The following is a 13,831-nucleotide window of genomic DNA, read 5'->3' as shown; positions in this document are numbered from 1 at the left end:
AGGTTCTTAACGAAGCTATTTTAAAGTAAGCGTGTCATGAACACCGCATTCTAATCCTTCAGCACGAAGAATAAGATCAACTCTCCAACCCAAAGGAGAGTTGAAATGGCAAAACGACGTACCAACCTAGAATGGCAATCACTGTTTGAGCAATATGAAAGCAGCAGTGTTACCCAACGCGCTTTTTGTGAAGAGCATGGACTGAGTTTATCCACGTTTTTTGCCAAACGGCGTCAACTCCAAACAGCAAGCCAATCGGAATCTGTCGGATTTGTTAAAGCCGAAATCGTTGAAAAGACAACCAAGTATCAGGCCCAGATAGCTACGGCGAACATGACACTTCTCATCAATGATGTGGAGCTGAGCATTCCTCAAGGCACGCCAGCCACCTATCTTGCTGAACTCATTGGAGCGTTGTCATGAAAGGTATGCTCAGCGCTCCAGACATTTACCTTTATCGTGAAAGCGTCGATTTTAGAAAGTCCATCAACGGCCTTGCAGCGATTATCGAAAATGATACTGACTTGCCTCTTGGCAGCGGTGCGCTGTTCCTGTTTACCAATAAACAGCGCGATAAGATTAAAGTGTTGTACTGGGATAAAACAGGCTTCGCCCTCTGGTATAAACGCCTTGAAAAAGCCAAGTATAAGTGGCCTTCAAAAGAGAAAAATCAGGTGTTTACCCTTACTCAATTTGAGCTTGACAGACTGCTTTCAGGCTTCACAATTATCGGCCACGAACCCATCAAAATAAACGATTTTACAATGAGTTAATCGAGCATAAAGCCTTATTCTCCAAGCGTTAACGGCACGATTTTAGTATAATCAATGCTATGAAAAAGACGCCAAATATCGACCCAGAAAGCCAAGATGTTGCCGAGTTACAAGCGATGGTAGCTGCTCTGATGTCGGAGAAAAATGAGTGGAAACAAGAGCGCCAATCGCTGCTTGAACAACTCAAACTCGCCTTCGACCGTCAGTTCGCGAAACGCTCGGAGGCATTAAAGCCTTACGATGAATCACAAGGTGACCTCTTCAACGAAGCGGAATGTGAAGCCGTTAAAGAAGACGAGGTTGAGGTGACAACCACGACCACAACGAAAAAGCGCGGTAAACGTAAACCTCTGCCTAAGACCTTGCCTCGTGAGGTTATCGAACTTGATATAGACGACCATGAAAAGCAGTGCGCTTGCTGCAATCATAGCCTGCATAAAATCGGGGAAGACCGCAGCGAGAAGCTAGAGTTCACGCCAGCGGTACTCAAAGTGTTGGAATATGTTCGTCCTAAGTACGCTTGCCGCCAGTGCGAGAAAACAGGCGACAGCAGCCGAATCGTTCAGAAGCCATCCCCTCAGAGCCTCATCCCTAAAAGCTTCGCCACAGAAAGTTTGCTGACCAACATCATTCTTGGAAAATACCAATACGCGATGCCACTTTACCGTCAAGAATCGCTGTTTACCCAGTCGGGTATCGAGCTATCACGTACCACCATGGCTAGGTGGGTCATCCAAGTCAGTGAGAAGTTCGCCCCGCTGTATGCCGCCTTGAAAGAGCACCTACTTCAACAAGTGGTGGTTCAAGCGGATGAAACGCCGCTCAATGTGCTCAAAGAAGAGAAGCAGTGTTATATGTGGCTCTACTGCTCAGGCGCTGACTCACCCGAAGCGGCACTGCCGAATGTGAAAAATATTGCCTTGTACGACTATCAAAACAGTCGCGCGAGGGCGTGTCCCGTGGACTTTTTAGGTGACTACAACGGTTATCTACAAACCGATGGCTACGCGGCTTATGATGGACTTCATCACGTCACCAAGGTAGGGTGCTTAGCGCATGCTCGTCGCAAGTTCATGGATGCTAAAAAGCTTCAAGGGAAAGGTAAATCGGGCAAGGCTGATAAGGCGCTGGCTAAAATCCAAAAACTCTACGGGATAGAATCACGCTTAAAAGGTGCGCCTGCCGAAGAGCGAAAAGCAGAGCGTCAAGCGCTTGCCAAGCCGATACTGGATGAGCTTTACCAATGGATGACAACCCAGAAGGTGATAGGCTCTAGCCCACTAGGCAAAGCAATAAAGTACACGCTCGGGCAATGGCCTAAACTCATTCGTTATATCGACGATGGTCACTTATCTATTGATAATAATCGCGCTGAACGCGCAATTAAACCACTGGTCATTGGCAGGAAGAACTGGCTGTTCTCTAACACACCAAACGGTGCTGATGCGAGCGCGATGCTTTACAGCATCATCGAGACCGCGAAAGCCAACGGTCTTATCCTCTACGACTACATGGTCAAGTGCATGAAAGAGCTGGCGAAAGCTGAGCCTGATATCGACGCACTCCTGCCTTGGAACTTCAAACACTGACAAGTCGCCCCGTGGGTTCATGGGGCGGATACATTTTAAAGCAGAAGAACAAAGACAAAAGCCCCGAGTATTAAGTTGCTCGGGGCTTTTTTGATTGAATTAGTGGTCGTTTTAATGATTCGCAAAGATGCGTGAAATATTGGGCGATTAATCACACCATGTGATCTTATTCCTACCGCCTTTTTTCGAAATGTAGAGTGCTTGGTCAGCGTCGTCGATAAGCTGCTCGACAGAACCAAGGGCTTGAGGGGCATGTTTCACACCGATTGAAATTGTTACTTCTAATCTAAGGCGAGTAGGGGATTCTAAAAGGGCATTAACCAGCGATTCAATTGAAGCCTCGGTTTCTCCTTGGACCAGCACCAAAAACTCTTCACCGCCGTATCGAAAGCAGTTACTGCTAGTCGGTAGTCGTTTTTGAATCTCATCGGCCAGTTCTTTGATCACCATGTCACCCATTTGATGGCCGTAGGTGTCGTTAATCGATTTGAAATGATCAATATCTATCATGAGCGATGTAATGGATCGCTGACGGTCTATGCTCGGTTCTATCACCTGATGAAGATAAAGGCGGTTGTAGCAGCCCGTTAGTGCGTCTTGATAGGAAAGGGCCTCGAACATATTAGATTGCTTGCGAAGCTGAATCGCTTGTTTGCGGAGTTGCTCGGATTGAGCGAAACGTTTGTGTACTTCCAGGTCACGTCTAACACAGGCCGCTGAGATTAGGATGTAAGCCGAGATATAAACGGAAATTGTTTCTATTTCATGCTCTGGCTCCGCTTCATAAAGCAGTGGCGCAAGGCCGATGAGATAAGCCAAAAAGATAAACGACAGCGTAGATATACTGTATCTGGCTGACAATCTTGAAAATGTACCAATGTAGATCATCACTAAAATGATGCCACCTTGGTAATCGAAGTTGTTCAGCTCGATGGCTAGTCGACCGATATAGACCAAGAAAAGTGAGCTAATTACAAGGAAGGCACTTTCTACGAGTTCCAAAACGTTGGGTTTGTTTGTAATACAGTATCTGGCGGCGGCCATCATCAATAAAAAAAGTATGACTCGGAAAATGATAGGCGTAATGCACTCGCTACCAAAGTGGATGTAGTCGGTGACGATAAAAGCACAGAATATTGAGATAGGGATGTAGATGAAATTTATGTACGGCAAATAAATTTCATTATCGAAATAGGTTTTAAATCTTTGATTCTTGAACCCAGAATAAGAGCGCATTGAGAAATTAGCCGAGATTGATACACAATAATTTGCGTAGTATGTCACAGTCTTTGGGATTGTAAACGACCATTTCTATAGATTTGTCAGTATGTTAGCTAGATCAACAAACGGTAGCGGGCAATATTCACGCTCTATTATCGATAGAGCGTGAATATCTAGAGGCTGGTGTAAGAGTGGTAAACAGAAATTAAAGCAGATTATAAAAACTAATCGCGATTAACGCTTGTTCTTCAGGTAACGCTTACGACGCTCTTCTTTTTTCTTAATCTGTTGTTCCGCTTTCAGCGCAGCCGCTTCTTCAACTTCGATCAGCTCTTGTGTGATCATTTCTGGCAACTCAAGCGTTACCTTACCTAAAGTGCCATTACGCAATTCGTGAAGCAGGATTTCTGAACATTTGTGAATGTCGATATGACCACCGGCACGAAGTGCACCACGCTTACGGCCAATCGCTTCCATCAGTTCGATGTCAGACTCAGGCAGCTCTTCAATTTGGTAACGCTCTTGCAAAAGGTTAGGGTACTGCTTTGCTAGGTATTCTACTGTGTAGAATGCCACTTCATCGTATTCCATTGCTGTATCTTTTACAGCACCTGTTGCAGCCAAGCGGAAGCCACTGTGTGGGTTTTCTACTTTAGGCCAAAGGATTCCTGGAGTGTCTGAAAGGATCACGCCATTCTGCAGGTTGATACGTTGTTGACGACGAGTTACCGCAGGTTGGTTACCAGTAACCGCGATCGTACGTCCAGCCAAGCAATTGATAATGGTCGATTTACCCACGTTCGGGATGCCCATGATCATTGTACGAATATTCTTGCCCATCTGTTCACGGTGCGGTGCCAGTTTACGCACTAGCTCCATAACGTGGTTAACTTCTTCTTTAGCGCTGGTGGTAATCGCAATAGCCTTAACACCTTGCTCTTTTTCGAAGTGCTCAATCCAACGCTCAGTTAGCTCAGGGTCTGCAAGATCGCGCTTGTTTAACACTTTTACACAAGGCTTATCGCCGCGCAGTGAAGAGATCATTGGGTTTTCACTACTGAACGGGATACGAGCGTCCAGTACTTCGATGATCACATCAACTTGTGGGATAACTTCTTCGATTTCTTTGCGGGCTTTATGCATGTGACCCGGAAACCATTGAATAGACATAGAGATAAACCTTGATAAATATATTTGCTGCACATTGTAAGGGTTCGTTAGGGCGTGTAAAGCGCTATGTTGCCGTAGATTAATCAGAGTGAAAGTCCTTACAGGCAATATTATTGCAGTGAGCGATTGTAAGGGGCGCATACGTAGAGATTTCAAATGCTGTAATCCATCTAGCAGGCATTTGATTTAACAGTTGATGATTTGAAATGGATTCGGCGAAAAGTAAGTTTTTGTGTGTCGCCAATTGTTGAAAGATAAAATACTATTGCATTGAGTGTTTTATCTCTAAGATCCGACTGGAGACATAATCCTATGGGGTTATGTCTGTGGTTGATTTGATTGAACGAGATTTTTCATCAACTGTTTACGTTCTGCTTGAGCGATATAAATGAATTGGTTGTTATAACTTCTGTCTGTATTGATATATTGTTCGAAATCCACAGGCACTCCCGCAACCGATAGTTCTATATGTAAGTGAGGACCAGTAGTTCGACCTGAATTTCCAGTGAGTCCAATGATTTGACCTTTAGTGATGAACTCTCCGGCCGAAACGTGTTTTTCTGAAAGGTGTAGGTAGCGAGCGTAGTTTCCATCAGCGTGTTTTATGGTTAGATAGTTACCAGCAAAACGGTTATACCGGGACTTCAAAACGATGCCATCTGACAATGAATGAACCTTTGTACCTATTGGTGTTGCGTAATCTGTTCCAAAGTGGGGGGCAATGCGGTTCGTTATTGGGTGTTTTCTGCTTAAATCGAACGGTGAACTTACGCGAAAATGCTGAGGAAGAGGGAATACATAGTCATTATTTAACTTATATCCATTTTCGTTATAGATATTATCATCCGCCCCTCTCATAGCAAAAAATTCTATATCACTACCTAAATAGTAAAAAGCACTGACATATTCTGTTTTTGTACCATCATGTTGGGTTTTTATTGAAAACTTATCACCGTTGTTAACTGATTTAATAATGTCAAAATTATCACCTAATAGACTCAATAGTGATTTTAATTCATTGTTCGTCAAACCAGAGGATAGTATAGAACTGACAAAAGAGTATTTCACAACCCCTGAAACCATTTCAGATGTCGGAGCTGGGGTTGGAATATGAATGCTTTTGGGCTTGGCTATTTTAGGTGCCTGTTTTTTATCAGTATTTGAATGATTGTAGCTTAGCGATATGGCTGTTGAAACGATCAAAAAAACCATCAAAAGGCCAAAGGAAAGGGTACGGCGACTTAAATGGCTATTTATTTTCAAATACATAAATTATCAATAAAATTCGGTTAATGGATAAAAATAAGAATTAGATCATAATATTTATTTGTTTTTTTTGCATGTTATTTTAGTTCATTCCTTCGTAATGACTAGCTAAAGGTATAGGGTGTGTTTTTAGAGAGATAAAAAACAAACATTTCACCTTTTGATTTAGCTAAACTGTACTTTATAAGTAGTTATTATGTCATGTTGAGAAAATCTTAGACGATAATATAATCGCGGAAAAATATACTCTGCCAGAAAACTATGTTCACTAAAAATACGTTGAAATCAACATTAGGTCTTATTGTTACGTCGCTTATCTTAAGCGCATGTGGCGGTGGGGAAGGCGGAGGTGATAACACCCCGCCAGCAAGGAATACCGGAAGCATCTCAGGTAACGTTTTTGACGCTCCTGTGAGCGGTGCGAAAATTGAGGTGTTTGAATACAAGGATGGAAACCTAGGTAGGAAGTTAGCAAGTACGACTTCCGATGCTTTTGGTGACTACAAGGTTGAATTTGAATCTTCATCGATGCCACTTTTCATCGTAGCTAAAGAAGGCAGTTATACCGATCCCTTAACGAAAAATACAGTTTCTGTCAGTAACGGCAAAACACTGCGTTTAGAAGCCATGCTCAATTACAAAGAAGGGCGTGATCAAAACTTAATGCTGACCCCTTTGACTAACATCGTTTCAGGTTTAACTCAATACAAAGTAGGCAAGGGAGTGTCAGGCTCTACTGCTATCTCAGAAGCATTAAATAGCATTAACGATATGTATGGTTTCGATGTCAATGAAACTACACCGATAGACATAACCAAAGGTGGTCAAAGTAGTTTTGCTACATCCGGTCACCAATATGGTGCTTTGTTAACCGCTTATTCTTCTTATTCGTACGACCTAATTCAAAAATACGGTGATACTCAGAGTAATATTTACACATCGATGCATTTGGCTGATATCCAATATCGAGATGTCATTGCCGATGGTCTTCTTGATGGGCTGGAAATAAGTACTGTGTCGGGAGGGGTAACCCCTTTAACCTTCGGTCAACAAAAAGTCTCTAGTGATATTTACACTCACGATTTGGCACAGCATGTTCTAATTGTCGTCAATGATCCTAACTTAAATATTTCAGGAACAGACGCAGACGACTATGTTGAGTTTAGCCGTAAGATTAATGACCAAGGCACCAATAGCGGTACTGGCGGTGTGATCCCACCTCGCGATGAAACCGAAATTGATACCGAAGCGCCTACAGTGTCTAGAACAGACAGTGATGTATTGGTAAGCCTCGATAAAGTGGATATTAAGCTCAATGATGAAATTGGTGTTCAAGGTGTCTCAGCGTACCTTGAATACCAACTGGACGGTGTCTGGTCTCTCGAGAGTCAGTGTGACGATGAACAAACTGCGGGTAGTGAGTTTTGTTTCTTGGAATTCGACGGCTTTGAATCTGGTCTTAGAGAAACAAGTATTAAAGTAAGTGTAGACACAAAAGCCATTGACGCGGTAGAAGTTGATTCGGATACGGGACTCTCAAATGTAACTGCGGCACGTTTGGTTTTTTATACGACTGACGTCTTAGGTAACGAATTAGTTCAAGGGCGAGATGTTGGCCATTATGTAAACTTTGAATGGGACAACAATGCGCCGGTAATTGAAGTAACCTCGGCTAGTTCTATAAACAACAGTGCAAAAGAGTATGTGCTTAAAGGCACTGTAAAAGAAGACTCGCAAGAGATTGATTCGGTAACGGTTTCATTTAAAGGCGGTTTAGATGATAGCGTTTCTTGTGGTCATATAACTTTAGAGTCAGGCAGTGCCTGTGAATTCAGTAAGGGATATTCAACCGATGAATTCGTATCGATAACAACATTTGAAATTAAAGCCACCGATAGCAACGGGAATATTGGTAAGGAAGTTCACGAAGTCGTTCGTGATGCTCAAGCGCCGGCGCAAGTGATTAGCTACCCAGAGAATGCTCCAATGAATTATGTCAACGTTAGTGTTGATGGGGAACGCGTAACTAAAGAAGATGTTTATACGCAAGACACCTACACATCAGAAACGGTTCAATCCACTCGTGATTATTTGAAGATTGATTACATTTACGCGAGCAAGGGGATTTTAAACTCAATTCCCGATGTCGATTTTAGTGACTTTAATGTCAACGACCTCAAAGATAACAAAATTCCATATGTTCGTGTCAGAGTCTCAGATGGCAACGGGGATATGGGGTTAGGATCTAGTGCCGACAAACTTAAGCTAGTTGTTAAGTATTTAGTAAGCGCAAACAATGATAATAACTACGTGCTTCAGAAGGTAACCGATACCGTAGCCTCTGCCGCTAACATACCCCACGAAACTATCTCTGATACTGAAGGACACGTAAATGAGGTTATCTATTATGTTCCTTTTGTAAAAGAAATACTTGGTGACAACTTCGCTTCGACGTCCGAGAACAGCAGTCAAAAACTAGTGATTCAAACTATTGACGAGTCTGAAAATGAAAGTGCTGAGCAAGAAGTTTATTTTCGTAGTAGCTTCGACTTGCCGACAATGACGATCGTTACTCCATTTATCGGGGCTAGTGTGCAATTGGAGGGATTAAACTCGAAGGGAGAGTTTACCTCGCTAGGAAGATGTACCACGATTCAGCACTTAGAAAGTGATGGAACAAATAAAGCACTCGATGTTGCTGGATGTGAAACAACAACTGATGTAGTTAACTACGACTTTATGCGAGTGCGGTTAATCGGTATTGATGGTAATACGCAACCGTATTACTACAAGTGGGAGAGTGATCCAGGTACACAATCAGAACAAGTGAACCTAAATAGCGCGAATATAGGTGCCTACTTTAAACTTAATGGTTCTAAGACTTTTTATATTACCGAGCTAGCAACATACCAAACCGGACTGTTTGACTATCAATGGAATCAAGTTGAAGCTGGAAACAAGACTCCAGAGAACGCCGCACGAATTTTAGACGACGTACAATATGCTCTCGCTGGTGGAAGCGATTCATTCTTTGGTTTCGACCCAACGATCGTTTCGTATGCAACGAATGAAATATTGAAAGGTGCTATTCCGGAAAAACTGCCTAATAATTATATTCATCGGTTTTTAGTAGAAGCGATTTATGACATTACCCAAATAAACAATATGCTACTAAGTAACTCTGTTGATTTTGCTTCCGCTATCTATGATGACTTGCAGTACGATGGCCAAGCTAACGGTATTGGTAGTGGGGGTGAAAAAATAGTTCTAGATTCATATGAATTTAGCTCAAAGTCTTACCGTAATGACTTAGCGCAATCATACTATAACATTATGACTGAAAAGTATGGTGTAGCAGCTAACCTAGCTCAGCGATACGCCGATCAGATATCAATGGCGAACCCAAGCCTCGATGGCGAACAGATTATAGACGGTGATGGCGAAAGTATTGATAAATCACCGCCTCAACCTTCGCTAAGTATCGAAAATGGCCGAGAAACATGGGTTGGAAATAAACGGTACGTTGCTGGTGTTTTAGATTCACGGATTATTTTGGAAGATCCGTCAGGCATTGTCGTGGAAGAAGGCAGTCAGCCACTATTTGTTACAGTGTGGTATAAGAAAACTGAACCGAATACGGAAATCCCAATTGATCTGAATATTCGAGAGTCAGGTGGTGATAATTATAAAAAAGAGTATTTATTTACCCTTAATACCGAGTCTTCAAATCTCAAAGGGATTGTCGAGTTTGCACTTGTGACCAGTGCAATGGATGAGCATGGAAATAGCTATGGTTACAATGGAGAGGAACCACATACGGAAACTTTGTATGTGGATAATGATTATCCTTTAGCGACTTATATTCCCCCGAGCGATGGTAATGGTGATCCGATTGACGAAAATGTCTATTTGAACACCAATTATGTTCAAGAACTCACTTTCAACATTGACGATATTGTAGGAGACAAATTGGACGAGCGAGGGCTCACTTTCTACAACTCGGCAACCGGTGTTACTAATGATTATGACGCTAACTCACATTTTTCAAGTAATACAGAGGATCATTTTAAGGTAAAACTATGCTCTGGAGACAAATGTAGCAGTCAAGGTAATATTATTAGTCCAGAAGATGGTAATTGGGTGGTGTATGTTAATGCTGAAGACAATCTGTCTAATATAGTTAACCGCCAGACGACCAATGCCCCTCAATTTAGTGTATTACTTGATTCAAAAGGTCCGGTAGTAAACGGGTCTAAAATTATTAACCACTTAGGTGGTAATACTAGCTGGGTACCTGATATTACTTGGAGCTTGAGTCCAGGGAGTTTGGTTGAAGTCGATATGAAGTCAGAGTCTGGCAGGCGTTTCACTTTGCAACATTACGAAACAGAACCTGAAGAGAGTACTGAGCCGTATCTATTAGGCATGCAGCCTAACGTAGAGGTGAGACTAGTTGCGGAGGCATTTAAATATAATGAGAAAAACTTCTTCTACGTAACAGCAACAGACAGTTCTTTTCCATCGGGAACACACAGTGGTGAATTTGAATTCTTGGTCGACAACAAGGGACCAGTAATTGAATTAGCTGACCCTTGGGTTTTAGACACTAATTCAGGTGAAAGCTATGTTCTTGGTACCGCATTTACTGTAAAGCTTACATCAGTATCTGACGACTCTGATGTATCTAAGGTTGAACTTTGGCAACAAGGTCAAAACGCTGCAATACGTTCAATTGACCCCAAAGATCCAACGCAGCCCTTTGATATCGAAATTACAGAAACGCAAAGTGACACTATAGTGATTGGCGAAGACAGAAAGGCTAACCTGTACCTCAAAGCCCTAGACGAATATGGGTTTGAATCTGAAACAGAAATTAGAACTGTTCTGCTAGATCGTGAAGGCCCATCACTAAAGTTAAATGCGTTTGATCCGGAAAGTTTCTATCTTGGTGATTATGTATTCAATCTTTCAGCCCAAGATTTAAATGATAGGGGAACACCATCATCAGACGGTGTTAACAATGAAACATTAGAGTATTGGACTTTCAAAGAAAACCCCTCTGATGCAAGCACCTTAGTTGGTGAAGATATGAAGATTCCTTTAGGAGGCGAAAGCGATGGCGATAGTGCGACTCGCACAATCAGATTAGGTGGTTCCGACATTAGAGGAAATACGACAACCGTAGATTATGCGGTTAAAGTTCAAAACTCAAAGCCCACTATTAACTCGGTTACTTTCACATATGAAGATGGCACGCCTGTTTCTTCTGTTGGCCAGGTACAAATTACTCGTAGTGAACCTGTAATCATAAGTATTGATGCTGAAGATGAGAGCGGGATCCCGCTAGTTGAAGGTACTTATAAATATGGGGAACAAACCAACAATATCTCATTTTCTCAGAAAGGTGGCCTTTGGGAAGCTAGGTTGACAGAGGCAGATCTAACGGAAGATGGTGCCTATCAGTTGGAATTCAAAGTATATAATAACGTTCGCTATAGCTCTGAACAAGAAAGGCCTGTTTCCGAACGGTCAGAAAGTATCAATGTGCAACGTCAAGGTGTTGCTCTGTCAATCGTAAAACCGACTGACTTCCAAAGTCATATATCGGGAAGTACCCTTAATGTTGAATTTGGCCCTGCGGGTGAGGTAAAAGCAAAAACATTAGAATGTTGGGTTAGAGAGAATTACACCTCAGACGGTGTGCCGGAAGATGGTTCGAACAATGCTTATTCAGGTGTTATAACTAATCCTCAAGAAAATTATAAGTGTAGCATTACAACTGATGTGAATATGTCTGTTTCACCTGTGGTTTTGATAACGAAAACAGTAGGGACGAATGATACTGAAACAGTCAATAAATTCAGCTTTAATATGATGGATATCGATGCCCCTACGGTTGAACAAGACACATATCAATTTACTGGCAATGACGTTGGTTTGAACGCCGAAGGTAAGAAAGTTCTGAGCTTAACATTGAGCTTCAAAGACAATCTTTCTGGTGTGGATATTAGTGATGGTAACGAACCGTTATTGGTAAGAAATCGATTAAATGTGTCTTTTGAACCAAATAGTTGTAGCTCTCAATTGGGTATAACGACATGTACGTATAGAGAGTTGTATGCCGATATCCTCTCTCCGGGGGCGTTACAGCACTTATACACGATTAAGAACTTGTCTGATGTCGCCGGAAACTTAGGTTCGGATCATGCGTTAGAATTATTGCTTCCAGCCCAAGGCGATTTAGAAATCGCTATTACCAGCCCTGCTGAAGATACTATTATTCGAGGTGAGACCCTTGAAATGAAATTCAAGGTGAAGGTTGGACAAAATTCTGATCTTGAAAATGTCGTCGCAACTCTAGATGGTGCGTCATATAATTTGAATGATAACCCAGAGAACTTTGGCCCTTTCACTAAGTGTGAGGATGACTATTCTTGCTCGACGTTTACCGCGCCATTAGATGACAAACTAGATGGTCAATTTATCAAGCCTAAAATTCAAATTATTGATGTATGGGGAGAGTCTATAAGCGATGAAGTCAGCGTAATGGTCGATAATAGCCTACCAAATGTTGACGACACTGTATCCCTCAATGAATCTCCGGATGATTCTAGCTTAGTTAGATTTCAGTTTTCTGTGTGGGATGAAGGTAGCGGTATAGCAAAGGTTAAGTACACAATAGTTAATCCTAAATATGTATTTGATAAAGATGACATTGGCGACAATTCACACCTTTATTTTGATCTTCCAAAAACTGAGTTAGAAGAGTTGAATTCGATACGAGTCAATGTCGAAGCAACTGACAATGTAGGTTGGACTCAAAATAAGACGACTGATATTGACATTAGGATACCAACTATTGATTTGGCTTTTGATGGAATAACGAGTTTACAAGGGGGTAAGCTTGCTTTTACTAATGATAGCCAAGCGTTCACCATTACCTCTGAAGAGGGAGAGGATGTAAAGGCTGCTTCCTATGCTATAGATTTGGTTCCAGTTTCAGGTAACACGATTAAGTTTTCTGGGGAAATAGCCTCTTCAACAGCTTCAGATACGATGACTTTTGATATCGATGCTCAAGCTGAGTATATGCAAAAAGTAACCGTAACCGATTCTATCGGGCGAGTTATTATTGACTTTAATGTGCTCAACAAGACTTACGATGCTGAAGGCATCGCATCCATTGTTGATTACCAAGCACCGGTCATTTCAAGTATCACCAGTACTCAGGATTCGATGATTCCAGAGGAAGGGCTATATTATTTGGATGTAAGAGCATACGTCTTCGATAAAAATCTAAGCAGTGTTGGTTCTACTGCGGAAAACGGTACCGATGCCCCGGTAAACCCACAATCAATTGAAGAACCGACCAAAGACGGTGACCCTTACTTGATACGTTATCTTTTATCTCCTGGCGATTATCTAATAAATGTAACGGCAGACGATTTAGTTGAACACCAGACCGAGAAGTCACTAAATACAAAAGTTGAAGTAGCAAGTATTCCAGAGCTAACAATATCAACGGCAGCATCAATGCCTTTGGCTGGTGGCGTTGAAATTCCACTTTTGTTTACCTTCACTGAAGAGGTTAATCAATTTGAATTTTCAGATGTAGAGATTTAAGCAAGTGATGGCAATGATACAGGCGAGTTGAAGCAAGCATCATGGAGTACAACAGACAATATAACTTGGTCGGTCAATTACATAACGCCTGAAAAACAGAACAAAAACATAACCATACGAGTCGGTGATAATAGTTACGAAAGCGTAAATACTATCCCCGGTACAGGGGATAGTTTGGTTTTGGGGATT

Annotated in this window: 7 protein-coding genes; 4 read left to right on the top strand and 3 right to left on the bottom strand. The window is 42.0% G+C overall.

Features of this window, described 5'->3' with window-relative positions; translation table 11 throughout:
• Window positions 1-105: 105 nt before the first annotated feature.
• From tnpA to tnpC, 3 genes are read left to right on the top strand one after another with little or no spacing between them, the layout of a single operon-like run.
• A complete protein-coding gene (tnpA, locus tag BCU07_RS11935) occupies window positions 106-423 on the top strand; it encodes an IS66 family insertion sequence element accessory protein TnpA (RefSeq protein ID WP_017068715.1) in 318 nt (105 codons plus the stop codon).
• Window positions 420-773, top strand: coding sequence for an IS66 family insertion sequence element accessory protein TnpB (gene tnpB / locus BCU07_RS11930; protein ID WP_017037716.1), 354 nt, complete (start codon window positions 420-422; stop codon window positions 771-773). The genes tnpA and tnpB overlap by 4 nt, the downstream gene beginning before the upstream one ends.
• Window positions 774-832: 59 nt before the next feature.
• Window positions 833-2,362 (top strand): IS66 family transposase, encoded by a 1,530-nt coding sequence (gene tnpC, locus BCU07_RS11925; RefSeq protein WP_413286167.1) that lies wholly within the window; start codon window positions 833-835, stop codon window positions 2,360-2,362.
• A 147-nt stretch (window positions 2,363-2,509) separates the two neighbouring features.
• Here the strand turns inward: tnpC and BCU07_RS11920 are convergent, their stop codons facing one another.
• The 3 genes from BCU07_RS11920 to BCU07_RS11910 all read right to left on the bottom strand — a co-directional run bounded on the left by BCU07_RS11920 (window position 2,510) and on the right by BCU07_RS11910 (window position 6,022).
• Window positions 2,510-3,535 carry a GGDEF domain-containing protein gene (locus BCU07_RS11920; protein WP_065584644.1) on the bottom strand — a complete coding sequence of 342 codons (1,026 nt, stop codon included), beginning with the start codon at window positions 3,533-3,535 and terminating at the stop codon, window positions 2,510-2,512.
• A gap of 282 nt (window positions 3,536-3,817) precedes the next feature.
• Window positions 3,818-4,753 (bottom strand): ribosome biogenesis GTPase YlqF, encoded by a 936-nt coding sequence (gene ylqF, locus BCU07_RS11915; RefSeq protein WP_009845440.1) that lies wholly within the window; start codon window positions 4,751-4,753, stop codon window positions 3,818-3,820.
• 318 nt (window positions 4,754-5,071) lie between these two features.
• Window positions 5,072-6,022 (bottom strand): peptidoglycan DD-metalloendopeptidase family protein, encoded by a 951-nt coding sequence (locus BCU07_RS11910; protein ID WP_102429276.1) that lies wholly within the window; start codon window positions 6,020-6,022, stop codon window positions 5,072-5,074.
• A gap of 258 nt (window positions 6,023-6,280) precedes the next feature.
• Here BCU07_RS11910 and BCU07_RS11905 point away from each other — a divergent pair, with 258 nt between their 5' ends.
• Window positions 6,281-13,642, top strand: a complete 7,362-nt coding sequence (locus tag BCU07_RS11905; protein ID WP_102427888.1) for a hypothetical protein — start codon at window positions 6,281-6,283, stop codon at window positions 13,640-13,642.
• Window positions 13,643-13,831: the final 189 nt, after the last annotated feature.

It is taken from the genome of Vibrio sp. 10N.261.54.E10 (assembly GCF_002877735.2).
Lineage (GTDB): Bacteria > Pseudomonadota > Gammaproteobacteria > Enterobacterales > Vibrionaceae > Vibrio > Vibrio crassostreae_C.
The sequence above is the reverse complement of the archived record's forward strand: the minus strand, read 5'-3'. Positions and strand labels throughout refer to the sequence as shown.